Origin of the sequence: Mesorhizobium sp. B2-3-13 (assembly GCF_006442195.1) — a bacterium.
Classification (GTDB): domain Bacteria; phylum Pseudomonadota; class Alphaproteobacteria; order Rhizobiales; family Rhizobiaceae; genus Mesorhizobium; species Mesorhizobium salmacidum.
This window is the reverse complement of record NZ_VFVQ01000034.1, coordinates 11,975-34,306: the sequence shown is the minus strand read 5'-3', so window position 1 is coordinate 34,306 and position 22,332 is coordinate 11,975. Positions and strand designations below refer to the sequence as shown.

The window sequence follows — 22,332 nt, the reverse complement described above, 5'->3', positions numbered from 1 at the left end:
GGGTCTGCGCCGCCTCGCTTGGCTCCTTGCTTTACCCTAGGATGACGAAAAGAGAGGAGCCTCCGCGCTTTCCACCTACCAGTCGCTGAGCTTGGTATCCGGCCCGTATTCCTGGCCGTCGACATCCTTCACCACGGCCTGGCCGCAGCGCATGGTCTTGGCTTTCTTGTCATAGGCGTAGGTCGGCGAGCCGAACAGATGCCAGCCCTTGTTCAGCGCCGCCGTCACCTTATGGCAGAAGCTGGCGTCGTCCGGGGCGGTGAGAAAGCGGTAGAGTTTCATCGTCCAATTCCTGTCATGTATCCCAAGTCGACGAATATCATGCGCCGATGGCGGCGGCCTTCGCCAGCAGTTTTTCGGCCTGCGCCAGGTGCAGCCGCTCGACCATCCTGCCATTCAGCGCGATGACGCCCTTGCCGCTGTTTTGCGCCAGCGCGAAGGCATCCTTCACCGCGCGCGCCTCGGCCAGCGCCTGCGCCGACGGGGCGAAGGCACGGTTGGCGGCCTCGATCTGCGATGGATGGATCAGCGTCTTGCCGTCAAAGCCCATGGCGGCGGCCTGAGCGCACTCGCGCGCAAACGCATCCGGATCGCGAAAGTCGTTGAACACCCCGTCGAGCATGTCGAGGCCGCCGGCGCGCGCCGCCAGCAGCATCTGCATCAGCCATGGCAGGAGATAGGCGCGGTCCGGCGTTGCCAGCACGCCGGTATCCTTGATCAGGTCATTCGTTCCGGCAATGAAACAATCCAGCCGCGAGGCGGGGTCACGGCCGAGTTCGGCGATGGCGCCGATGTTGAGCATGGCCTTGGGCGTCTCGATCATCGCCCATAGTTTCACGGTGTCGGGAGCAAAATTGTCGTCCAGCACATCGCCGACCTCGAGCACGTCGCGCGGTGTGTCGACCTTTGGCAGCAGGATGCCGTCCGGTTCCGCCTTGGCGACGGCCGCAAGATCGTCAGTGCCCCATTCGCTGGACAGCGCATTGACGCGCACCACCATCTCGCAGCGTCGGCCATTGTGGTCGGCATCAGGGCGATTGGCGAAAATGCCAGCCAGTTTTTCGCGCGCGGCGATCTTGTCGGCGGGGGCAACGGCGTCCTCCAGATCGATGATGACGGCGTCGCAGACAAGCTGGGCGATCTTGGCCAGCGCCTTCTCGTTGGAGGCCGGGACATAGAGCACGGAGCGGCGCGGGCGGTAGGGTTCCATGTCCGATCTATGCCGCGTGTGGTTGGTCGAGGCAAGCGTCCGCCCGGTACCTGACACGCGCCAACCGCGAAAGCTTGCGCTGCGACCCTTTGGGCGCAAGGCGATGCGAGGCTTGCGCCTAGTGCCCTATGTCCGTTTGCGGCGGTTACCAGGTCGTTCCCCGCTCCGTCTCGGCTTCGCCGAGCCACCTCTGCCCCCTCCGGAGGGAGAGGGAAAGGAGCCTGGCTGGGGCGGCGCCAACGTCCGGAACCGATGGCGGGCAGCGCACCAGCCCTGCACGAAAACTGCACTCGCCTGCGGAAAATCTCCTCCGATCCGCCGCATCGCTTCCCTGCCAGCTTGCGAGACAGGCGGCATGCACAAGCGAGCAAAACCCCGTCTGCCCTATCGGCTGCGCAGTGAAGGCTGGTGGCTGGTCGACCCGCCACGCGCCAAGCCCGCCGCAATTGTCATCCCCTTTGTCCGCCCGCATCGCGCTCGGAAAATCCATGGCCGCGGTCCGCCAATCTTCCGACGTTATCCCTAGCGCTTATGCCTGCTGTTTCATCAACTTCGCCGTGCTGATCGCCAACTACAATGTCGACCATTCCGTTGAAATGACCGGCCAGGGCATTCCCCTCGACGCCTGGTATCTGCGCTCGCTCGGTCGGGGCGCGTTTCCGGCACTCGATCGCTTCTTCGATCATCAGAACAAGACCCCGGACGCGGGCGCTGTCCGCGAACTTGAAGGATTGCGGGCCAGCGACAGCGTCCAGCGGAACTGGCGTGGCTGGAGCTTTCGTGACTGGCGCCTGCTTCGATATCTCGACAGCAAGGGGTCGCTCGTGCTTCCTCAGCCTTCGCTACCTTCCTTGCCGGACCGCTGACCGATGCCGCATCACATTCTTGTCGCCGACGATGACCCGCATATCCGCGAAGTGATCTGTTTCGCGCTGGAAAAGGCCGGCATGAAGACGGCTGCCGTGTCCGATGGCGCCGCCGCCCTGCAGGCGATCGAACGGCACACGCCCGACCTTGTCGTGCTCGACATCGGCATGCCGGAGATGGACGGGCTGGAGGTCTGCCGGCGGCTGCGCCAGCGATCAGACGTGCCGGTGCTGTTCCTGTCCGCGCGCGACGAAGAGATCGACCGCATCCTCGGGCTCGAAATGGGCGGCGACGATTATGTGACAAAGCCGTTCAGCCCGCGCGAACTGGTCGCCCGCGTCAACGTCATCCTGCGGCGCGCCCGCCCGGCAGGGCCCGAACCGGTTGACGACAGGCAGTTTACCCATGGCAAGCTCACGCTAGTGCCGGCCAGCCATAGCGCCGGCTTCGACGGCCGGCCGCTTGCCCTGACCGGAATAGAATTCTCGATCCTGAAAGGGTTTCTGGCGCGGCCCACCCACGTGCTCGATCGCGACGCGGTGATGGCCAGTGCCTATGCCGGCAAGATCCATGTCGCCGACCGCACCGTCGACAGCCATATCCGCAACATCCGCGCCAAGCTGGCGGCGGTCGGATGCCTGGATGCCATCGAGACGGTACACGGCGTCGGCTTCCGGCTCGGCCGATGCGGCTGACGACCTCAAGCAAGTGGAGCGGCCGCAAATGGCGGCCGCGCCTCGCCACGGTCGTCGTCGCCATCCTGATCCTGGTGATGGCCTTGCCGCTGGTCGGCCTGTTCTTCTTCCGCCTCTACGAAAACCAGTTGATCCGCCAGACCGAGGCGGAGCTGATTGCGCAGGGTGCCGCCATCGCCGCCATCTATGCGCAGGAGGTGCGCGACGCCGGCATTTCACCGGAGAAGCTCGGCGTGCCAATGCCTGGGGCCAATGGCAGCGCGAGCCGAGGCGCCGATTCGCCTTATCGGCCGATCGAGCCGCAGCTCGATCTCGCCTCGGATTACGTGCTTGCGACCCGGCCGGCGGGGACGCCCGCGACGGCCGATCCAGCCTTCGCCGCGATCGGCGCGCGGCTGACCGGCATTCTCGACGCGACGCAGAAAACCACGCTGGCCGGCTTCCGGTTGCTTGATCCCACAGGTGTCGTCATTGCCGGGCGCGACGAGATCGGGCAGTCGCTTGCCGAGGTCGAGGAGGTGCGTGAGGCGCTCGCCGGGCGCTATGCCAGCGCGCTCAGGCTGCGCATCCCCAACCAACCGCCGCCGTCGCTCTATTCGGTCAGTCGCGGCACCAGGGTGCGCGTCTTCGTCGCGCTGCCGGTTGCCGTCGACGGCAAGGTCGCCGGCGTGGTCTATGTCTCGCGGACGCCCAACAACATCATAAAACATCTCTATGGCGAACGCGGCAAGGTGACAGCGGCGGCGATCGCCATCCTCGGCGGCACGCTGCTCATCGGCCTCGTCTTCCTGCGCACCGTCAGCCGGCCGATCTATGCGCTGATCGACCGCACCCAGCGCATTGCCGCCGGCGAGCGCGGCGCGATCCGGCCGCTCGACCATCATGGCACGCGCGAAATGGCCGAATTGTCCGCCGCCTTCCTCGACATGGCCGAAAAACTGCAGGCGCGCTCGGACTCGATCCAGACCTTCGCCACCCATGTCTCGCATGAACTCAAGTCGCCGCTGACGGCGATCCAGGGCGCTGCCGAACTGCTGCGCGATTCCGGCTCGGCGATGGACGATGACGAGCGGCGGCGCTTCTCCAACAACATCGTCACCGATGCCGGACGGCTTAATTTGCTGGTGCGGCGGCTGCTTGACCTGGCACGGGCCGAAAACCTTGCACCGAGCGGCGAAAGCACCTCGGTCGGTGCGGCGCTGGCGCTGCTTCCCGTCGACACCAGGCTCGCGGTTCGCGTCGAGGCCGGCGGCGATCTGGCCTTACGCATCTCGGCCGAGAACGGAGCAATCGTATTTGGCAATCTCATCGATAATTCGGCCAGGCACGGCGCGACGCAAGTTTCGATCACTGCCGCAAGCGCCGGTGGCAAGGCGACGCTGCTGGTCAGCGACGATGGCGCCGGCATTTCGCCAAGCAATCGGGCGCGCATTTTCGAGCCGTTCTTCACCACGCGCCGCTCTACCGGCGGCACCGGCATGGGGCTGGGCATCGTGCTGGCCCTCCTGAAAGCGCATGATGGTACGATCCGGTTGGTTGACACCGAGCGCGGCACGCGCTTCGAGATCACTTTGCCGGTCGCGTAAGACGGACGGCGGATCGGAGAAAAAATGCGCTACGACATCGTCATCATCGGCGGAGCCATCGTCGGGTCCTCAGTCGCCTACTATCTGCGCGAGGAAGGGTTTTCCGGCTCGATCGCCCTGATCGAACGCGACCCGCAATTCGCCCATGCGGCGACGACGCTGTCCATGGCCTCGATCCGCCAGCAATTCTCCATTCCGGAAAATATCCGCCTGTCGCAATTCACGCTGAAACTGTTCCGGCGGCTGAAGGAAGAATTCGGCGCCGAGGCCGATATCGGTTTTCGCGAGGGTGGCTATCTCATCCTTGCCGGCGAGGCCGGGCTGCCGATCCTGAAGGCCAATCACGCGGCGCAGGTCGCCGAGGGCGCAGACATCCTGCTCGAGAACGCCGACCAGCTGATGCGCCGCTTCCCCTGGCTGTCGGCCGAAGGCATCACCGCCGGCGCCTATGGCCGAAGCGGCGAAGGCTGGTTCGACGCCCATGCGATGCTGATGCTGTTCCGCAAGGCGTTGCGGGAGAAGAAGATCGACTTCATCAGCGCTTCGGTCTCCGGCATCGAGCGGCAGGGCGACCGCATCACCGGCGTCAGCCTCGACAATGGCGATCGGCTGGAGGCCGGCACCGTCATCAATGCCGCAGGGCCGAATGCCGGCAAGGTCGCCGCCCTTGCCGGGCTGGCGCTGCCGGTCGAGCCGCGCAAGCGCAACGTCTTCGTCTTCGAGGCGCGCGAGAAATATGCCGACATGCCGCTGCTGGTCGATCCCTCCGGCATCTATGTCAGGCCGGAAGGCTCGGTCTACCTCACCGGCGGCGCCGAGCCGGAAGAGGGTGACGGCCCGGCCAATGCCGGGGATTTCGAGGTCGACTGGCCGCTGTTCGAAGAGGTGATCTGGCCGGTGCTGGCGACCCGCATCCCGGCCTTCGAGGCCATCAAGCCGACGCGCGCCTGGGCCGGGCACTATGACTACAACACGCTCGACCAGAACGCGGTGATCGGCCCGCACCCCGAGGTGGCGAATTTCCTCTTCGCCAACGGATTCTCCGGCCACGGCCTGCAGCAGGCGCCGGCGGTCGGCAAGGCGCTGGCCGAGTTGATCGTACATGGCGGCTACCGGACGATCGACTGCTCGGCGTTTGGGTATAGCCGGGTTGCCGAGGGAAGGGCGTTCCGGGAATTGAACGTGATTTGAGGCGGGGCGGGCATGCCTCTCCCTTCTCCCACAAGGAGAGAAGGAAAAAGCGTCTACGCCATCATCGCATCAACCTTAAGGGCATCGCCAAGCGCATTGCCTCCGGCCGTGTTGTCGAAGATGCCCCAGACCTCGGCACCCGCAGCGGCCGCTGCCTCCAATTGTCGGCTAAATCGGGCGAGATTTTCGGCGTCGTAATCGGAGTAATAGACGCGCGGCGCGCCGTGCCAGCGGAAGTAGGCGAGGCCAGGCCAGCCGCCCGGCACCGCGGCAGATGGCACCGGAGCGGGGTCGGCGGCGACACGCGCAATCCGGCGATCGGCCAGAAGCGCTTCAGCGTCCGGTTCGAACCAGCCGGGATGCCGCGGCTCGCAGACCAGCCTGGCCTTTGTTCGCCTGCTGTCGAAGAAACGGCGCGCGACAACCGGCTCGAAGGGCAGGCTCGGCGGCAGCTGCACCAGAAGCACGCTCAGCTTTGCGCCGAGGCCTTCGACCTGCTGGAGAAAGCTTTCCAAAAGCTCGTCGCAGTCGACGAGACGGCGCTCATGGGTGATCGCCTTCGGCAGCTTGACGGCGAAGCGAAAGTGCTCCGGCACGGCGCGCGCCCAGCGCTCGTAGGTCTCGCGGCGATGCGGCTTGTAGAAGGACGTGTCGATCTCGACGATCGGAAAATGCCGGCCGTAGCGTTCGAGATGCGATCCGGGTTGCGGAAAATCTTGCTGGTATCGTGTCGGAATGCCCCAGCCGGCCGTGCCTATGAAACATGCCTGTTTTGCCATGCATTGGATGTGGACCGGACGAGGTCCGGGTCAAGGCGGACAAAGGGTATGCAAAGCAGCGACCCGCGGCTCACGCAGCAACCCGCCTTCCGGTCTCGACGTGCGCTTGAAGCCAGGCCAGTACCTGTGCCCAGCCCTCGGCATGTTCGGTCGCCGCCTCATGCAGCCCGGCAAAGCCGCCATGGCAGATGGTAACGCGCGTGCCATTGGCGACGGGCTGCAGCAGCCAGGCGGCCGTGGTTTGCCGCCGGCCAAGCGTAGGATGGTCCCACTCATAGGCCCGCGTCTGCACGATCCGGCGCGGCGCTTCGATTTCGAGGAACTCGCCGCTGGCCGGCAGGTCCATGCCGTCAGCCGTGCGGACAATAACGGTCCAACGGCCGCCGACGCGCGGGTCGGCCGACCAGTCTACCATCCGGTAGGTCTCGGCTGACCCCCACCATTGCTCTACCTCCTTGCCGATCAGCGCCTCGAAGATGCGTTCCGGAGGTGCTTCCATCTCGGCGGACGTCATGACAGTCTCGCCATTGGTCATGCTCCGTACCCTGAGAGCGTGCATCATGGATGTCTCCACGGATTTGTTTCGCCAGCGAAACGAGCCCTCATCCTTTCGATGGCGGGCGCTCGAACCCCTTGCCGGTCTCGAGCAGGCTCTTGAGGCTGGCCAGCACCAGCGGCCAGCCCATGGCAACGTTGCCGATCAGCTTGTGCGGCCCGTCCGCTTCATGGGTGACGGCAAGCTTCATCAACTCGCCTTCCTGTTCGATGGCGAAGGTGCAGCGCGTATAGCCGTCTTCCCTGATCTCGGGCATCCATTCATTACGCCATTTTATGACCAGGCGTCGCGGCGGGTCGATCTCGAGGATCTCGCCGCTGTCGGCGACTCGCCCGTCAGGGAAGATCAGCTTCCAGCTGGAGCCCACTTTCCAATCGCTCTCCTGATAGGAGCAGAGGAAAAACTGCCGGTTGAACTCCGGGTCGGTCAACGCTTCCCAGAGCTTTTCGGGCGTGGTTCGGATATAAGTCACATAAACGAAGCTGTTGCTCATCAGTCTTCCCTTTCGAGGCGTTTCTTCAGCTCGCTGAGGGCGGTCAGCCGCCCCCGCTCGAATTTGCCGATCCAGCGTTCGGCGATCTCATTGATCGGAACCGGATTGAGGTAGTGCTCCTTCTCTCGGCCCCGGCGGATGGTGGTGACGAGGTTTGCTTCCTCCAGGATCGCCAGGTGCTTGGTCACCGCCTGGCGGGTCATGGCCATCTCAGCGCACAGCGCATTCAGCGTCTGCCCATTCCTGGCATGGAGGCTGTCCAGCAATTGCCGGCGTGTCGGGTCCGCCAGGGCGCGAAAGGCTGCATCCATGCTCATGGCTTTAATATGCAACCAAATGGTTGCATGTCAAGCGGCAAGATGCCCGTTGTTGGCCGTAGGCGGGAGAAGAAATCAGCGCTTGCGGGAGATCCAGAAGGCGTCGGGCATACGTTTCATGCCGATGCGTTCGTAGAAGCCGACAGCGTCGGGCATCGAGATCAGGCTGATGGCGACCGACGGTCCGAGCTGCCGGGCAACCTCGTCCATCAGCCCCTTGCCAATGCCCAGGCCTTGCGCCTTGGCCGAGACGGCGAGATCGGAGATGTAGCAGACCCAGGAAAAGTCGGTCAGGCAGCGGGCAACGCCAATCAGCGGCTTGGCTTCCATGTCGAGAGGGGGCATGTCGAGAGGGGGCATGTCGAGAGGGGCCATGTCGAGGGGGGCCATGTCGAGACGGGCGGTCACGATCAGGTTGGCGCCTTCCATCATCGCCTTCAGCCTTGCCTCGTCATCGACGGGCCTGACTTCGCCGAGACCGGATTCCACCAGCACGCGGCGGAATTCGGGAATGCCGAGCGTCGGTTCGCGCGCGTAGAGGACGTGGGCGTTTTCTGCCATGGGACCAGACTGCACCATCGGGCGGCGATTTCGAAGCCGTTTTTGTGCGGCAACCCTCTTGCCGGCACCCACAAACAGTTGCCTTTTATTTGCGCGCGGCTTTGTGTAAACCGGGCCTCAGCAAATCCCCCGCAACGAAAAACACGGGCCAAAGCCATGGAAAAATTCACCAAGCTCACCGGCGTCGCCGCTCCCATGCCGATCGTCAATGTCGACACCGACATGATCATTCCGAAGGATTATCTCAAGACGATCAAGCGCACCGGGCTTGGCACCGGCCTGTTCGCCGAGATGCGCTACAATGACGACGGTTCGGAAAATCCGGATTTCGTGCTCAACAAGCCGGCCTACCGCAAGGCGCAGATCCTGGTCGCCGGCGACAATTTCGGCTGCGGCTCGAGCCGGGAACACGCGCCATGGGCGCTGCTCGATTTCGGCATACGCTGCGTCATCTCGACCTCGTTCGCCGACATCTTCTACAACAACTGCTTCAAGAACGGCGTGCTGCCGATCACCGTCAGCCCCGAGGACCTGGAGAAGCTGATGGACGACGCCTCGCGCGGCTCCAACGCCACTCTGTCGGTCGATCTCGAAGCCAAGGAAATCCGTGGTCCGGACGGCGGCGTGGTCACATTCGACCTCGACGATTTCAAGCGGCACTGCCTGCTCAACGGGCTCGACGATATCGGCCTGACCATGGAAAAAGCCGGCGCCATCGCCTCGTTCGAGAAGAAGAACGCCGAACTGCGCCCCTGGGCCTGAGCGGCGAATAGACCGGTCCTTTCGGGCCGAGCGGCGACCGAGGGAGGGACAGTCATGACACGTTTGCTTCTGGCCGGCGTTTGCGCTTCGGCGGTGATGTTTCTGACGATCGCGGGCGCGCATGCACAGACCGGCACTGACGATGCGTCCGGCGCCGCCGACCAGGGCGCGTCAAGCACGGGCAACGTGGCGCTGGCCGAGGATGACAAGCAGGCGCCGATCCCGTTCGAGGGCGGTCAGCTGACCATCACGCAGCCGGAGCAGGACGGCGAAAAGGTGCTGGCCTATGACGGCAAGCAACTGGCCAGCAACTACGATGTCTTCTTCGACAAGATCGTGGAGGTCGGCGGCATCAAGGTGGCGCTGTTCAATGTCGGCGATGGCGGCAATCAATGCGGCCCGGCGACGGTGATCGTCTGGAAGCCAGAAGGCGGCGAGATCCAGGGCACCACGGTCGAGCAGGACGAGTGCGGCGCGCCGCCCTCCGCGGTGTCCGACAACGCCATTTATTTCGTGCCGTATCTCCTGCCGGGGGACCAGAAGCCGGCGCTGCAGTGGTCGCCGACGGATGGGCTGACGATTTCGGGCAATCTCACCTACATGCCGGAACCCGGCACCGACTGGAAAGACATTGATCCGGAAAAGTACCAGAACATCATCGACGCCTTCCACAATGAGGCCGTCTACAAGGAAGCCGAAAAACTGCTCGGCAAGGACATGCCCGACATGGCGACCAGCCTGCTGGTCGGCGGCGGCACGGAAAAGACCGCGTCCGGCGCCTTTTACGCCAGCGGCTGCGTGCCGCATGATTGCGGCGGCAATGACGGTTTCATGGCGGTCGACCCGGCCAAGCATCAGCTCTATTTCGCCCGCCGCGGCGACAATGGCCAGCCGAACGCCTGGCCGGCGGTGGCGACATGGCCGGCCGACGTGAAGGAGGCGCTGGACAAGGCGCTGGGGTCGGCGAATTAGCTAAAGCATTTCCGGCGAAAACAGGGCGAGGCGAATTTCCTCCGGCTTACGCGCGACAACCGTCCATTGTTGCCGACGCGCGCAGGACTGCGGTTTATACGCCGTTCTTCCTTTGAGTGCCGCCGATCGCCGGCGCGGAGATCGAGGATCGCCTTCTGCCCAACCCGCGTCAACGGCGATATTCGTGGGGCAAATGGAACCAGATCGGCCGCGCGGCGTCATAGAAGCAGCTTCGCGCTGCAGTGCCTGGAGTAAATTGATGGTCAGGCTCGTTCTTCTGGCGCTTGTTTTGTTCGCCTTCGCAGCTGGCGCCACGGAGGCGGCAAAGCTGGACGCAGCCGCCGTCAACAATGCTCAATTCGGCGACGCCGCAACGAACGGCGTCGATGCGACCGCGCTGAAGGCGCAGATCCTTTTGGATCGCGCGCGGTTCTCGCCTGGCCTCATTGACGGCCACCAGGCGGAGAACTTCACCAAGGCGGTTCGGGCATTTCAGGCGGCCAACGCTCTGCCCGCCGATGGCAAGCTCAACCGGGAGACCTGGGACAAGCTGGTCGCAACCTCACCAGGCCCGGTTCTTGTGAATTACGAGCTGACGCGCAAGGACGTGCGTGGACCGTTTACCAAGCGCATTCCGGCCGGTATGGAAAGAATGGCTCGCCTGCGCAGGCTCGGCTATCGCAGTTCGCTGGAACGGATCGCAGAGCACTTCCACATCAGCGAACAATTGCTGCGAAGGCTCAACCCGGGCATCAGCTTCAGGGGGGCGGGCGCAAAGTTGCTGGTGCCGGCTATCGCCCGAGGCGATCCGCCCGCAGCCGTTGCGAACGTCGAAGTCGACAAGGCCGCGCGCGAAGTTCGCGTTCTCGACAATTCCGGCAAAGTGGTTTCGGTCTACCCCGCCTCGATTGGAAGCGAAGAGAAGCCGGCGCCGAGCGGCGAGGCACAAGTCACACGCGTGGTCCACAATCCCACCTATCACTATGATCCCAACTTCGCCTTCAAGGGGGTCAAAACCAAAAGACCCTTCACCATCGCTGCCGGGCCTAACAATCCTGTCGGATCGGTCTGGATCGATCTGTCCATTGAAAGTTACGGGATTCACGGCACGCCCGAACCAGGCAAGATCGGGAAGACTTTTTCGCATGGTTGCATCAGACTGACCAATTGGGATGCCGAAGACCTGGCCCTTGAGGTGCACAAAGGCACAAGGGTTGTCTTCACCGGAGAAACGGCTGAATCGGCCAACGACCAACCGGGCTGACGCATGACGGGCAATGCGGACCCCTGAGCCGGTGCCGGGGCCGCACGGAGAGCACCTCACGTTAGCCGGCGCACGAGCTGGCACATCGACGTCACAGGTCCTGCACCGTCGATCCATTCGTCTTGGCCCTTGGCGGGATCGCGTTTTCCCCACAGAGTAGCTGCAACCATGCGAGGTCCTTCATGCGCAAGCTCATCTCCACCGGTTCGCCGTTCGAAAAGACCGCCGGCTATTCGCGTGCGGTGGTACAGGGCGACTGGTGTTTCGTCTCCGGCACCACCGGCTATGACTATGCGACCATGACGATGCCGGACACGCTCGAGGCGCAGACGCGCAACTGCCTGGCGACGATCGGCAAGGCGCTGAAGGACGGCGGCTTTGACATGGCCGATGTGGTGCGGGCGCATTACTACGTCACCGACCAGGCTTTCGTGGACGTGGTCTTCCCGATCCTCGGCGAGACGTTCGGCGACATCAGGCCGGCGGCGACCATGATCGTGTGCCAGCTCAACAAGCCGGAAATGAAGATCGAGATCGAGGTGACGGCGCTACGGCGTACGGCCTGAGGAGACCTACGCCATGAAGGTCAGGCGCATCGTGGCCAATATCGAGACACTGAACGCGACGGCAGCGAACCGTTTCTATCATGACGTGCTTGGCCTCGACATCCTGATGGATCAGGGCTGGATCGTAACCTACGGTTCCGAGGAGACGATGCAGGTGCAGGTCAGTTTCATGGCGCAAGGCGGGTCCGGTACGCCGGTGCCGGACCTGTCGATCGAGGTCGATGACGTCGATGCGACGCTCGAGGCCATGAAGGCCGCCGGTTTCGCCATCGAATACGGACCGGCCGACGAACCCTGGGGCGTCCGGCGCTTCTATGTGCGAGATCCCCTTGGCCGGCTGGTCAACATTCTCTCGCATCGGTGAGGGCATGTTCCGTGGGGCTATGGCTTGGATTCCGTGACATGTCGGCGGGACAGAGGGGGGCGCGAAGGATCGCTGCTTGGCCACTGTTCAGCACCGCTGCGTCCTTACGGCTTGCGCTGCAACCGCTTGGCGTTTAGCAAGGCCGCGGTCGCACAGCGCCGCGCGCCTCCTTGGCGCGCAAAGGACGCTGTGCAAAATCGAAACGCAATCTTTCTGGGACGGCTCTCCATGGCAACGAAGCATCTTTTCCTGCTCCCCGGCGACGGCATCGGCCCCGAGGCCATGGACGAGGTCAAGAAGCTGATCGCGGCCATGAACGCAAAGCTCGGCAGCGGCTTCGTCACCGATGAGGGCCTGGTCGGCGGCTGTGCCTACGATGCGCATGGCGCGGCGATTTCCGATGCCGATATGGAAAAAGCGATGGCCGCGGACGCTGTGCTGTTCGGTGCCGTCGGCGGGCCGAAGTGGGATGCCGTGCCTTACGAGGTGCGGCCCGAGGCCGGCCTGCTTCGGCTGCGCAAGGACATGGAGCTGTTCGCCAATCTGCGCCCGGCGATCTGCTACCCGGCGCTGGCCGCCTCGTCCTCGCTGAAGCAGGAAGTGGTCGAAGGCCTCGACATCCTGATCGTGCGCGAGCTGACCGGCGGCGTCTATTTCGGCGAGCCCAAGCAGATCATCGATCTCGGCAACGGCCAGAAGCGCGGCATCGACACGCAGGTCTACGACACGTTCGAGATCGAGCGCATTTCGGGCGTCGCTTTCGAGCTCGCGCGGACCCGCAAGAACCACGTCACCTCGATGGAAAAGCGCAACGTCATGAAGTCTGGCGTGCTGTGGAACGAGGTCGTCACCCAGACCCACAAGGCGCGCTATTCCGACGTCAAGCTCGACCACATGCTGGCCGACGCCGGCGGCATGCAGCTGGTGCGCTGGCCAAAACAGTTCGACGTCATCGTCACCGACAATCTGTTCGGCGACATGCTGTCCGACATCGCCGCCATGCTGACCGGCTCGATCGGCATGCTGCCGTCGGCCTCGCTCGGCGCTCCCGACGTGAAGACCAAGAAGCGCAAGGCGCTCTACGAGCCGGTACACGGCTCGGCCCCCGACATCGCCGGCAAGGGCATCGCCAACCCGATCGCCATGATCGCCTCCTTCGCCATGTGCCTGCGCTATTCCTTCGGCATGGTCGATGAAGCCGACAAGCTTGAAGGCGCTATCGCCGCCGTGCTCGACCAGGGCCTGCGCACCAAGGATATTTTCTCCCCCGGCAAGACCGAGGTTGGTACGGTCGAAATGGGCGACGCGATCATCGCCAAGTTCCTGGGATAATCAGCGGATCTCGCCGGCAAGCTGCTGCAGCAGGCCGACGAGCTGCGCCTCCTCCACAGGTTCGAAGAAGGCCGCGTCGGCGGTCTCGACGGCGACGATCGCTTGCTGTGCCGCAGCCACCCCGGCGGCGGTGACGCGGATCACCTTGGCTCGGGAATCCCGGGGGTCGGCCTCGCGTGCAATCAATCCCTTGGCCTCCAGCCGGGCGACGACGTCCGAGGTCATCTTCACCTCGGTGCCGGCCTGGGCGGCGAGCTGCACCTGGTTGGGCGGTTCGCCATTTCGGCCGAGCCACATCGCCGAGGCGAGCAGCACGAACTGGACATGCGTCAGGTCGAGCGGCGCCAGCGCCGCCGTCATGACACGCTGCCAGCGCATTGTGGTCCGCCAGAGCAGCAATCCGGGGCTCTCCGACGGCCCACCCTTGAAGCGGGTGTCCAGTTCAGCCACGGTTCGCCAACGCCTCCGCCTGCTCGAACAGCCTGGCCATCGACACGTCGAAATCGCCGCTGATCTGGGGCCCGAGTTCCGGGCCGACCTCGGCGGCCGAAGGGCCTGATATATCGAGCCGGTGCGTCACCTGCGTGCCGCCTTCGACGGGCACCAGCGTGTGCCGGAACAGCAGCGTGGTGTCATCGAACGAAGTTTCGTCGGCATAAGTCACGTTTTCGACGAGATCGACGATGGTCGATTCGAACGTGTCCTGACCGACCGGCGTCACCGAGACGCGGGTGCCCTTGGCGAACGGCCCGTGCAGCACGAAAGTGTCGGACCCCTCATAGGTCAGGCGGCCTTCATGCAAGGCCTTGAGCGCGTTCCAGATGGCTCGCGCCGGAAGCGGGGAAGTCGCGGTGTATTCATTGGTCCACATCGTCTTGCTCCACTGGTTTATTTAATCTGCACACAGACTATCTGTGCGCGGATTAAATTGCAAGCGGAATCTTCATCTGTGACGAAGATCGGCTGAACCGTCGTTTTTGGAGTGACTTTTCTCGGGACCTGACCGCTAAATCCTGACCCCAGCAGGCACCGGTCCCCACTGGTTTTCATGCGCCTGGGTCGGGATCAGCGCGAACACCAGGATCATCAGGCTGCCGATGCTGGGGATCAGGATCACCAGATAGAGCCAGCCCGAAAGGCCGATATCATGCAGCCGGCGCACGGTCATGCCGAGACCGGGCAGGAGCGTCACCAGGAGGAAGGTGCCGCAGAGGCCGACCGTCACCGCCGCCGAGACATCTGTGTCGAAATTGCCCATTTCGATATCGGTGAAGATGCCGATGCCGCCGGTGATGAGCAGGCAGACCACCCAGAACAGGCAGTAGCCCCAATATTCCTTGCGGCGGGCGCGGCCGGCGAAGTTGAAGTAGTTCCGCGTCAGGCCACGCCAGAAATAGCCCCAGAGATCACTGGGTTCGGCGGTTGCGCTCTCGCTGGATCGGCCGAAATGCTGTGCCTGCGGTGCGCGGGCCGCGGGTGCGGTGCCGGCTGGAGCCGGAGCGGCGTTTATGCCGGCGGCCACGGTCGAGCTCGCGGTGGTTTGGCCGGCGATCGAAAAGACGTCGCGCGCCTGGCCGCCGCCCGGCTGGAACTCGACCGCTGTCCCGTTGGGCATGGCGGTTTGCCGGCGCAGGTTCTCGCGGGTGAAGGTGTAGCGGTTGCCATCGGCGCCGGTGATGAAGCCGAAGCCCTGATCCTCGTCATAGTGAAGCACTTCGCCGCGCATCGCCCGCTCCCTTGTCGCCACGTCCCTGCCAAGATGTGGCACAGGGCCGAACCGATGGGCAAGCCGCCCATAAGCTACCGCCTTCGCGGCAAATGACGCAAAAATCAGCAGCGAGGCTTTCGCGTCGGTCTTACGACGGCCGCTTCTTCGTCTTCTTGTGCTTAGGCGCGCCGGTATTTTCGAATTTCGGCTTGCCCGGCTTTTTCGCCCACGGCTTTGCCTCATGCGCGGCTGCCGGGCGCTGGTCGGCGGAAGCCGGTGCACGCTTCTCGAACTTGCGCTTCGGCGCATTCGGGTCGAACGGCGCCTTGCCGCGATGCGGCTTCTTGTCCGGGCTCGGCGGCTGGTAGCCGGCCCGCGACAGGTCCGGCGTGCCGTCCAGCCGCTTGACCACGATGTTGCCCTGCAATTTGCGGTCGGGCCCGATCGCGGCGAGAAAACGCTCGGCCCAGTCGGCGGCGATCTGCACGAACGTCTCTTCCGGCTGCATCTTGATGGCGCCGATCTCGCGCTTGGAAATGCTGCCGGCACGGCACAGCATCGGGATCAGCCAGCGCGGCTCGGCATTCTGGCGGCGCCCCACCGACAGCGAAAACCAGACGCTGTCGCCGAAATCGTCGCGGCGGCTGGGCGCCTCGTCGCGATGGGCGAATTTTTCGCCCGCCCCTCTTTCACGCGATGGTGTGAAAGGCGCGGCGTCCATGAGATCCTCGGGCGCCGAGCGGCTGGCGCGGCACTGGCGCACGAAAGCGGCCGCCACCTGTTCGGCGCCATGCCGGCTAAGAAGCGCGTCGATGAACGCACGCTCGTCGTCCTTCACCGGTTCGTCGAAAGCCGGATCGGCAAGGATGCGCTCGTCGTCGCGCCGCATCACGTCGTCGGCCGAGGGCGGGCTCGCCCATGTCGCCGTCAGCTTGGCGCTTTGCAGCAGCCGCTCGGTGCGCCTGCGGGCGCTATTGGGCACGATCAGCGCGCTGACGCCCTTGCGTCCGGCACGTCCGGTGCGGCCGCTGCGGTGCAGCAGCGTTTCCGGATTGGTCGGCAGGTCGGCGTGGATCACCAGTTCGAGGTTGGGCAGGTCGATGCCGCGCGCTGCCACGTCGGTGGCGATGCAGACTTTCGCGCGGCCGTCGCGCATCGCCTGCAGCGCATGGCTGCGTTCGTTCTGGCTGAGTTCGCCCGAGAGCGCGACGACGGAAAAATTGCGGTTGTTGAAGCGGGCCGTGAGATGATTGACGGCGGCACGGGTGTTGCAGAACACCAGCGCGTTCTTGGCCTCATAGAAACGCAGCACGTTGATAATGGCGTTCTCGCGGTCGGCCTGGGCGACATTCAGCGCCCTGTATTCGATGTCGAGATGCTGCTTTTCCTCGCCGGCGGCCGAGATGCGCACGGCATCGCGCTGATAGCCCTGGGCGAGCGTGGCGATGGAGCGCGGCACGGTGGCGGAAAACATCAGCGTGCGACGGTCGGCCGGTGCGGCATCGAGAATGAATTCGAGGTCCTCGCGAAAGCCGAGATCGAGCATCTCGTCGGCCTCGTCCAGCACCACGGCCTTGAGCGTCGACATGTCGAGTGAATTACGGGTGATGTGGTCGCGCAGCCGGCCGGGCGTGCCGACGACGATATGGGCGCCGCGCTCCAGCGTCCGCCGTTCGGTGCGCATGTCCATGCCGCCGACGCAGGATGCCACCGTGGCGCCGGTCGGCTCGTAGAGCCATTCGAGCTCGCGCGTCACCTGCAGCGCCAGTTCGCGCGTCGGCGCCACCGCCAACGCCAGCGGCGCCGCTGCCGGGCCGAAACGTTCCGCGCCGTCGAGCAGCGTCGGCGCCAGGGCAAGGCCGAAGGCGACGGTTTTGCCCGAGCCGGTCTGTGCCGACACCAGAGCGTCGGCCTGCCCGAGCTCCAGCACCGCCTTCTGCACCGGTGTCAGGTCGGAATAACCGCGTTTCTCCAGCGCTTGTGCCAGCGCGGGAACAATACCTTCGAAGTTGGACATCTCATTCTTTCGGAATTCAGGGTTCTGCGCTCATCATGGAGCACAAGCCGGGGCTGGCGCCGTGTCAGCCAAACAAACTTGGCCGTTCGTACTTCCTGCCGCCCTTTTTGTACAGGGCAGGCGCGCAGCGCCAAGACGGTTGAGGGGTGTTCCAGCGGAGTGAGGCGTTGGTGTTCCCTGGAGCACCCCCATCCGACCTCGCTTCGCTTCGCGAGGCCACCTTCTCCCACAAGGGAGAAGGGAGAACCGCGTTGCGCCCCGCGATTGACTCCTGCGGCAAACCGCGTAAAAGCCGGCATCGAACGGGATCAATCTCGATGCGCGGCCTTTTGATGGCTCTTCTTGCCTTCGACGTCCCCGGCCACATCAGTGGGGCCGGACGCGTTGGTGCATCTTACCGTTCGACCAAAACTATGGCCAAAACCACCACCAAAACGGTGTGATTCCCTTGGCCTAACCACCCTCTCCCGGGTCCGGCCCGGGGGACGGAACCCGCACTTGGCCGGCGGGTTTTCTCCAAGAACCAAGCGGAGAGGGACAGGAGATTTCTATGAGTTTCAAGGTTGCAGTCGTCGGCGCCACGGGCAATGTGGGCCGGGAAATGCTCAACATTCTGGAAGAGCGCGGCTTTCCGGTCAGCGAAGTCGTGGCGCTCGCCTCGCGGCGCAGCATGGGCACGGAAGTGTCGTTCGGCGACCGCACGCTGAAGGTCAGGCCGCTCGACCAGTATGATTTTTCCGACACCGACATCTGCATCATGTCGGCCGGCGGCAACGTCTCCAAGGAGTGGTCGCCGAAGATCGGCAAGCAGGGCTGCGTCGTCATCGATAATTCATCGGCCTTCCGCTACGACCAGGACGTGCCGCTGATCGTGCCCGAGGTGAACCCGGACGCGATCTCGCTGTTCACGCGCAAGAACATCATCGCCAACCCGAACTGCTCGACGGCGCAGCTCGTCGTGGCGTTGAAGCCGCTGCATGATGCCGCCACCATCAAGCGCGTCGTCGTCGCCACCTACCAGTCTGTATCCGGCGCCGGCAAGGAAGGCATGGACGAACTGTTCACGCAGACGCGCGCCGTGTTCGTCGCCGACCAGGTCGACGTCAAGAAGTTCACCAAACGCATCGCCTTCAACGTCATCCCGCATATCGATGTCTTCCTCGACGACGGCTTCACCAAGGAAGAGTGGAAGATGGTCGCCGAGACCAAGAAGATGCTCGACCCCAAGATCAAGCTGACGGCGACCTGCGTGCGCGTGCCGGTGTTCATCGGCCATTCGGAAGCGGTCAACATCGAGTTCGAGAAGCCGATCACCGCCGACGAGGCGCGCGACATCCTGCGTGAAGCGCCTGGCTGCCAGGTCTTGGACAAGCGCGAGGATGGCGGCTACATCACGCCGCTGGAATCAGCCGGCGAGGATGCCACCTTCATCTCGCGCATCCGCGAGGATTCGACCGTCGACAACGGCCTGTCGATGTGGATCGTCTCCGACAACCTGCGCAAGGGCGCGGCGTTGAACGCGGTGCAGATCGCCGAACTGCTGGTCGAACGCGGGTTGATCCAGCCGAAGAAGAAGGCGGCTTAGTTTTCGCTCACGGGCCGTATCGCCGCTGCCGCGGCGGGCCCTCCGCGAGGGCGCCGGACGACCGGCGGCCCGCCGTCGCGGGCTCGGCCTTTCGGCCGGATGCCTTTCCTTCTCCCCGTTTACGGGAGAAGGTGCCCGAAGGGCGGATGAGGGGCAGCGCCGGCCATACCGATTTGGCGCTGCCGAGTCATGAGATTAGCCGTCAAAGCCGCTCTGCGCCGATTTCAACTCGCGCTGTCCATACTCAGTTCGCGCAGCACCGCCATCGCCTCCTCCGCCCGCCCGGCCGGCACAAACAGATGGTCGTGGTAAAAACCCGAGACTGGATTGACGCCCATGCCGGCGGCGGCGAGGCGTGCGGTGATGGCGGCGAGGAAGCCGACGGCTTCGAGCGATGAGTGGATGTTCAGCGTGATCATCCGGCAGCGGAACGAAGCCTCCAGCCCCGTGGTCCGGGCGGCTTCCTCGGTCACGATCAGCGTCGTGCCCTCGCGCTCGCGAAACACCATCACCGGCTCCAGGCCTTCGGGCTGCGGCACGTGCGGCGCCAGCGTGGCAAAGACATAGGTGCCATCAAGCAATTCCGGCGTCATCGACGCCAACAATGTCCTCAGATCGGTCTCGCCGGTCATTTGTCGTCTCGCCTGGTGCACTGCCCGCTCCTCAATAGCCCGCCATGGACGAATGCCGATAGCTCTGCTGGCAGCAGAGTCGCAGCATGGTGGAAATCGGCGCCAAGACAAATCCAGACCCCTGTCGGATCGCCGCCTCACGGCACGTCCTTGGTTCGACCCCGCTGAAAACGGGGCTAACCATCAGGAGGGACCACCAATGAGCATTTCTCAAACCGCGCCTGTCTCGTCCGGCGCCCTGTGGACCGGCCGCGTGCTCAGCGGCCTCATCATCCTGTTCATGATCTTCGACGGCGCCATCAAGCTGCCACCGCTCGATATCGTCACCCGGACGATGGTGCCGCTCGGCTGGCCGGCCGACGCCAATGTCGCGCGCATGCTGGGCATTATCGGCCTGGTCTCGACCGCGCTCTACACCCTGCCGCGCACCTCCGCGCTCGGCGCCATCCTGCTCACCGCCTATATGGGCGGCGCCATCGCCACCAATGCGCGTATCGGCAGTCCGCTGTTTTCGCACACGCTGTTCGGCGTCTATCTCGGCATCATCCTTTGGGGCGGCCTCTATCTGCGTGACCCCAAAGTGCGCGCTCTGATCCCGTTCAGCCGGTAGCCGTTCCGCGCCAATCGCTGCCAGGTGTCGTCGCGATCTTCATTCTTCTCGGGATCAAATTAGCCGTCTGAGAGTTAGGGACTTGGCGGCGAGACGGCGATCCGCATGTGAGAGGAACGACAAATGAAGAGAATCCTGACCATTCTGGTACTGACGACGGCGCTCGGCGCCTGTTCGCAAACGGAAAAAGGTGCTGCCGTCGGTGGCCTCGGCGGTGCCGCGGTTGGCGCGGCGGTCGCCAATAATCCGGTGCAAGGCGCGGTTGTCGGCGGTGCCGTCGGAGCCGTAGCCGGTGCGCTGATCGGCCGGGCCAGCGAACCGGGCCGTTGCCGCTATCGCGACCGCAATGGCCATACCTATGTCGATCGCTGCCCAAGCGGCTATTGAACGACCGCATGCCAAAAATGAAGAGCAAACGGCGGGCTTTTGACCCGCCGTTTTCGATCGATGAATTGGCTGCAACTCGTTTGAGGCACTATCACGGCGCGCGCTACAGGAGCTCCCGGACGTATCGCCAGGCGTCCCGCCCCAAACCCGCGTCGGCGCGGTCATTGCCGCCATGGGCATGCGAGCTTGAGCGCGGCGTGTTTTCACCCGGCAGGAGAATGCGGTGGCCGGCGTCGGGAGCCGAAACGAGGCGCGTGGCCTTTCCGGCGTCTTTTCGACGCCGGACGATCGATCGAGCAAAATCCAGGGATGGCCACAGGGCGTCGCCGCCGCCCGCGACCAGCACGATCTCCGCCGAAATAACCTCGACGGGAATGGCGGCCCTGTCCGCTTCCTGTTTGAATCTTGCCAGGCAGTGTTCGAAAAGCCCTCGATAGGACACAAGGCCATCGAGGTAGCATGCCTTCCAATCCGGGTCGGTTGGAACAAACGGGCATGGAACCCCGTTCAGCGTCCATGACGACCGCTCGGGCCAACTGATGCCGTCGCGGCTAGGCCCGATGTTGCCCCAGACCACCGATGTCGGGCTGATCGCGACCACCGCATCGATGCGCGGGTCATGCGCTGCCGCGAGCAAGGATGCCTCGGCGCCCTTGGATGTGCCGACATAGACGATGCGCCGGCACCCCAATCCGACAAGCCAGTCGGTCGCGGCGAAAAACGTCTCCAGGGGGATTTCGCATATGCCTGGGACCTGGCCTTCGCCGCCGAACCAGCGGAGGGCAAGGGCAGAGACGCCCACATCGGCAAACAGTCGTGCGCGCTCGACATCGACGCGGCCGCTCGATCCGCTCAACACCACGACACCTGTCGTGGCATCGACGCATCGCAACAGGGTTCCGGCGACGCCGCCGGACAGGATTTCCTCCGCGACTGCTCGTTCGTCCATCCGATCCTCAGCCGGAAATCAGAAGCTTTCCCAAGGAAAAATCAGAAGCTTTCCCAAGGAAACAGCAAAGGGCAGGTGAGTGACAATTGCAAACAGCAAAACGGCGGGCACAGGCCCGCCGTTCTGTTTGCGCAAGGAATAGGAAGCGATTACTCGGCGGTGGCGGCTTCCGCTTCGGCTGGTGCGGCAGCGGCCGCGGCGACGGCGGCAGCGGCGTCGTCCTGGGCCTTCTTCAGCAGGGCGGCGCGTTCTTGCGCCTTCTTGCCGGGCTCGGCCTTCTTCGGGTTGGAGCGGGCTTCGCGCTTGGCAAGGCCGGCTTCATCGAGGAAGCGCAGAACGCGGTCGGTCGGCTGGGCGCCGTGCGACAGCCAATGCTTGACGCGGTCGGCGTCAACCTTGATGCGCTCGCCGTCCTTCGGCAGCAGCGGGTTCCACGAGCCGAGCGACTCGATGAACCGGCCGTCGCGGGGCGAACGGGCGTCGGCGACGACGACGTGGTAGTAAGGACGCTTCTTCGAGCCCGCACGGGCCAGTCTGATCTTCAGTGCCATTTTCTTTTCTCCTAAAAGCTCTGATTTCGTTGATTGTTCAGGCTGGTTGTCAGCCGGTTTTCGTCACGCCGTTGGCAGCGGCGATCTGTTCGTGGTGCCGGATCACTTCGCGGACGACGAAGTTGAGGAATTTTTCCGCGAAATCCGGGTCGAGATGCGCATCTTTCGCAAGCTGGCGAAGACGGGCGATCTGCTGCTGCTCGCGCGCCGGGTCGGCCGGCGGCAGGCCATGCTCGGCCTTGAGCATGCCGACCGCCTTGGTGCAGCGGAAGCGCTCGGCCAGCATATGGATGAGGGCGGCATCGATGTTGTCGATCGAGGCGCGATAGCCGGCCAGGATGGTGCGGGCGTCGGCCATGTCCTTTTCTTCGTTCATAG

Annotated in this window: 28 protein-coding genes; 13 read left to right on the top strand and 15 right to left on the bottom strand. The window is 64.2% G+C overall.

Annotation, left to right across the window (positions count from 1 at the left end):
• Positions 1 to 75: 75 nt before the first annotated feature.
• Entirely contained in the window at positions 76 to 282 is a 207-nt protein-coding gene (locus FJ941_RS27325) for a DUF1737 domain-containing protein (protein WP_027145959.1), read from the bottom strand.
• A 37-nt stretch (positions 283 to 319) separates the two neighbouring features.
• Positions 320 to 1,210 carry a CoA ester lyase gene (locus FJ941_RS27320; protein ID WP_140510547.1) on the bottom strand — a complete coding sequence of 297 codons (891 nt, stop codon included), beginning with the start codon at positions 1,208 to 1,210 and terminating at the stop codon, positions 320 to 322.
• 488 nt (positions 1,211 to 1,698) lie between these two features.
• Between FJ941_RS27320 and FJ941_RS27310 the strand changes: the two genes are divergently transcribed.
• Genes FJ941_RS27310 through FJ941_RS27295 form a run of 4 tightly spaced genes read left to right on the top strand, consistent with a single transcriptional unit; the run spans position 1,699 to position 5,549 of the window.
• Complete coding sequence (locus tag FJ941_RS27310; RefSeq protein ID WP_246674030.1) at positions 1,699 to 2,076, top strand: DUF4173 domain-containing protein; 378 nt, start codon at positions 1,699 to 1,701, stop codon at positions 2,074 to 2,076.
• Between the two features lie 3 nt (positions 2,077 to 2,079).
• Complete coding sequence (locus FJ941_RS27305; RefSeq protein WP_140510545.1) at positions 2,080 to 2,772, top strand: response regulator transcription factor; 693 nt, start codon at positions 2,080 to 2,082, stop codon at positions 2,770 to 2,772.
• Entirely contained in the window at positions 2,763 to 4,358 is a 1,596-nt protein-coding gene (locus tag FJ941_RS27300; protein WP_140510543.1) for an ATP-binding protein, read from the top strand. The genes FJ941_RS27305 and FJ941_RS27300 overlap by 10 nt, the downstream gene beginning before the upstream one ends.
• 24 nt (positions 4,359 to 4,382) lie before the next feature.
• Positions 4,383 to 5,549, top strand: coding sequence for an FAD-binding oxidoreductase (locus FJ941_RS27295; protein WP_140510541.1), 1,167 nt, complete (start codon positions 4,383 to 4,385; stop codon positions 5,547 to 5,549).
• Positions 5,550 to 5,602: 53 nt separating this feature from the next.
• Here the strand turns inward: FJ941_RS27295 and FJ941_RS27290 are convergent, their stop codons facing one another.
• The 5 genes from FJ941_RS27290 to FJ941_RS27270 all read right to left on the bottom strand — a co-directional run bounded on the left by FJ941_RS27290 (position 5,603) and on the right by FJ941_RS27270 (position 8,255).
• Positions 5,603 to 6,328 (bottom strand): DUF72 domain-containing protein, encoded by a 726-nt coding sequence (locus FJ941_RS27290; RefSeq protein ID WP_140510540.1) that lies wholly within the window; start codon positions 6,326 to 6,328, stop codon positions 5,603 to 5,605.
• Positions 6,329 to 6,398: 70 nt separating this feature from the next.
• Positions 6,399 to 6,890, bottom strand: a complete 492-nt coding sequence (locus FJ941_RS27285) for an SRPBCC domain-containing protein (protein WP_140510538.1) — start codon at positions 6,888 to 6,890, stop codon at positions 6,399 to 6,401.
• A gap of 40 nt (positions 6,891 to 6,930) precedes the next feature.
• Entirely contained in the window at positions 6,931 to 7,377 is a 447-nt protein-coding gene (locus FJ941_RS27280) for an SRPBCC family protein (protein WP_140510536.1), read from the bottom strand.
• A complete protein-coding gene (locus FJ941_RS27275; protein WP_084636878.1) occupies positions 7,377 to 7,694 on the bottom strand; it encodes a metalloregulator ArsR/SmtB family transcription factor in 318 nt (105 codons plus the stop codon). The genes FJ941_RS27280 and FJ941_RS27275 overlap by 1 nt, the downstream gene beginning before the upstream one ends.
• A 75-nt stretch (positions 7,695 to 7,769) precedes the next feature.
• Positions 7,770 to 8,255, bottom strand: a complete 486-nt coding sequence (locus tag FJ941_RS27270) for a GNAT family N-acetyltransferase (RefSeq protein WP_140510535.1) — start codon at positions 8,253 to 8,255, stop codon at positions 7,770 to 7,772.
• Between the two features lie 156 nt (positions 8,256 to 8,411).
• On the opposite strand from FJ941_RS27270, the gene leuD reads away from it, so the two are divergent.
• From leuD to leuB, 6 genes are all read left to right on the top strand, one after another.
• Positions 8,412 to 9,017, top strand: a complete 606-nt coding sequence (gene leuD / locus FJ941_RS27265) for a 3-isopropylmalate dehydratase small subunit (RefSeq protein ID WP_027145969.1) — start codon at positions 8,412 to 8,414, stop codon at positions 9,015 to 9,017.
• 54 nt (positions 9,018 to 9,071) lie between these two features.
• The gene (locus tag FJ941_RS27260; RefSeq protein ID WP_140510533.1) at positions 9,072 to 9,989 is read left to right on the top strand and encodes a hypothetical protein; all 918 of its coding nucleotides are present in this window, start codon (positions 9,072 to 9,074) and stop codon (positions 9,987 to 9,989) included.
• Between the two features lie 112 nt (positions 9,990 to 10,101).
• Positions 10,102 to 11,253: a L,D-transpeptidase gene (locus FJ941_RS27255; RefSeq protein ID WP_246674028.1), complete on the top strand. Its 1,152-nt coding sequence runs from the start codon at positions 10,102 to 10,104 to the stop codon at positions 11,251 to 11,253.
• 182 nt (positions 11,254 to 11,435) lie between these two features.
• Entirely contained in the window at positions 11,436 to 11,819 is a 384-nt protein-coding gene (locus FJ941_RS27250) for a RidA family protein (RefSeq protein ID WP_140510531.1), read from the top strand.
• A 13-nt stretch (positions 11,820 to 11,832) separates the two neighbouring features.
• Complete coding sequence (locus FJ941_RS27245; RefSeq protein ID WP_140510530.1) at positions 11,833 to 12,183, top strand: VOC family protein; 351 nt, start codon at positions 11,833 to 11,835, stop codon at positions 12,181 to 12,183.
• A gap of 228 nt (positions 12,184 to 12,411) precedes the next feature.
• Complete coding sequence (gene leuB / locus FJ941_RS27240) at positions 12,412 to 13,515, top strand: 3-isopropylmalate dehydrogenase (RefSeq protein ID WP_140510528.1); 1,104 nt, start codon at positions 12,412 to 12,414, stop codon at positions 13,513 to 13,515.
• On the opposite strand, the gene FJ941_RS27235 is transcribed toward leuB, so the two are convergent.
• The 4 genes from FJ941_RS27235 to FJ941_RS27220 all read right to left on the bottom strand — a co-directional run bounded on the left by FJ941_RS27235 (position 13,516) and on the right by FJ941_RS27220 (position 17,240).
• Positions 13,516 to 13,965, bottom strand: a complete 450-nt coding sequence (locus tag FJ941_RS27235; protein WP_140510526.1) for a MarR family winged helix-turn-helix transcriptional regulator — start codon at positions 13,963 to 13,965, stop codon at positions 13,516 to 13,518.
• Positions 13,958 to 14,386: a polyketide cyclase gene (locus FJ941_RS27230; RefSeq protein WP_140510524.1), complete on the bottom strand. Its 429-nt coding sequence runs from the start codon at positions 14,384 to 14,386 to the stop codon at positions 13,958 to 13,960. Before FJ941_RS27230 ends, FJ941_RS27235 begins: the two co-directional genes overlap by 8 nt.
• A gap of 135 nt (positions 14,387 to 14,521) precedes the next feature.
• A complete protein-coding gene (locus FJ941_RS27225) occupies positions 14,522 to 15,241 on the bottom strand; it encodes a DUF805 domain-containing protein (RefSeq protein ID WP_140510522.1) in 720 nt (239 codons plus the stop codon).
• A gap of 130 nt (positions 15,242 to 15,371) precedes the next feature.
• Positions 15,372 to 17,240, bottom strand: a complete 1,869-nt coding sequence (locus tag FJ941_RS27220; RefSeq protein WP_140510520.1) for a DEAD/DEAH box helicase — start codon at positions 17,238 to 17,240, stop codon at positions 15,372 to 15,374.
• A 550-nt stretch (positions 17,241 to 17,790) separates the two neighbouring features.
• Here FJ941_RS27220 and FJ941_RS27215 point away from each other — a divergent pair.
• The gene (locus FJ941_RS27215) at positions 17,791 to 18,825 is read left to right on the top strand and encodes an aspartate-semialdehyde dehydrogenase (RefSeq protein ID WP_140510518.1); all 1,035 of its coding nucleotides are present in this window, start codon (positions 17,791 to 17,793) and stop codon (positions 18,823 to 18,825) included.
• Between the two features lie 224 nt (positions 18,826 to 19,049).
• Here FJ941_RS27215 and FJ941_RS27210 read toward each other — a convergent pair whose 3' ends face one another.
• Positions 19,050 to 19,457 carry an ACT domain-containing protein gene (locus tag FJ941_RS27210; RefSeq protein WP_140510516.1) on the bottom strand — a complete coding sequence of 136 codons (408 nt, stop codon included), beginning with the start codon at positions 19,455 to 19,457 and terminating at the stop codon, positions 19,050 to 19,052.
• Positions 19,458 to 19,656: 199 nt separating this feature from the next.
• Between FJ941_RS27210 and FJ941_RS27205 the strand changes: the two genes are divergently transcribed.
• Positions 19,657 to 20,067, top strand: coding sequence for a DoxX family protein (locus FJ941_RS27205; protein ID WP_140510514.1), 411 nt, complete (start codon positions 19,657 to 19,659; stop codon positions 20,065 to 20,067).
• A 123-nt stretch (positions 20,068 to 20,190) separates the two neighbouring features.
• On the top strand, positions 20,191 to 20,454 hold the full coding sequence (locus tag FJ941_RS27200) for a YMGG-like glycine zipper-containing protein (protein WP_027146224.1): 264 nt from the start codon (positions 20,191 to 20,193) through the stop codon (positions 20,452 to 20,454).
• A 103-nt stretch (positions 20,455 to 20,557) separates the two neighbouring features.
• Here FJ941_RS27200 and FJ941_RS27195 read toward each other — a convergent pair whose 3' ends face one another.
• From FJ941_RS27195 to FJ941_RS27185, 3 genes are all read right to left on the bottom strand, one after another.
• Positions 20,558 to 21,403 carry an acyl-CoA thioester hydrolase/BAAT C-terminal domain-containing protein gene (locus FJ941_RS27195; RefSeq protein ID WP_140510512.1) on the bottom strand — a complete coding sequence of 282 codons (846 nt, stop codon included), beginning with the start codon at positions 21,401 to 21,403 and terminating at the stop codon, positions 20,558 to 20,560.
• Positions 21,404 to 21,552: 149 nt separating this feature from the next.
• Positions 21,553 to 21,954 carry a 30S ribosomal protein S16 gene (gene rpsP / locus FJ941_RS27190; protein WP_027146222.1) on the bottom strand — a complete coding sequence of 134 codons (402 nt, stop codon included), beginning with the start codon at positions 21,952 to 21,954 and terminating at the stop codon, positions 21,553 to 21,555.
• A 49-nt stretch (positions 21,955 to 22,003) separates the two neighbouring features.
• Entirely contained in the window at positions 22,004 to 22,330 is a 327-nt protein-coding gene (locus tag FJ941_RS27185; protein WP_027146221.1) for a chorismate mutase, read from the bottom strand.
• Between the last annotated feature and the right edge of the window lie 2 nt (positions 22,331 to 22,332).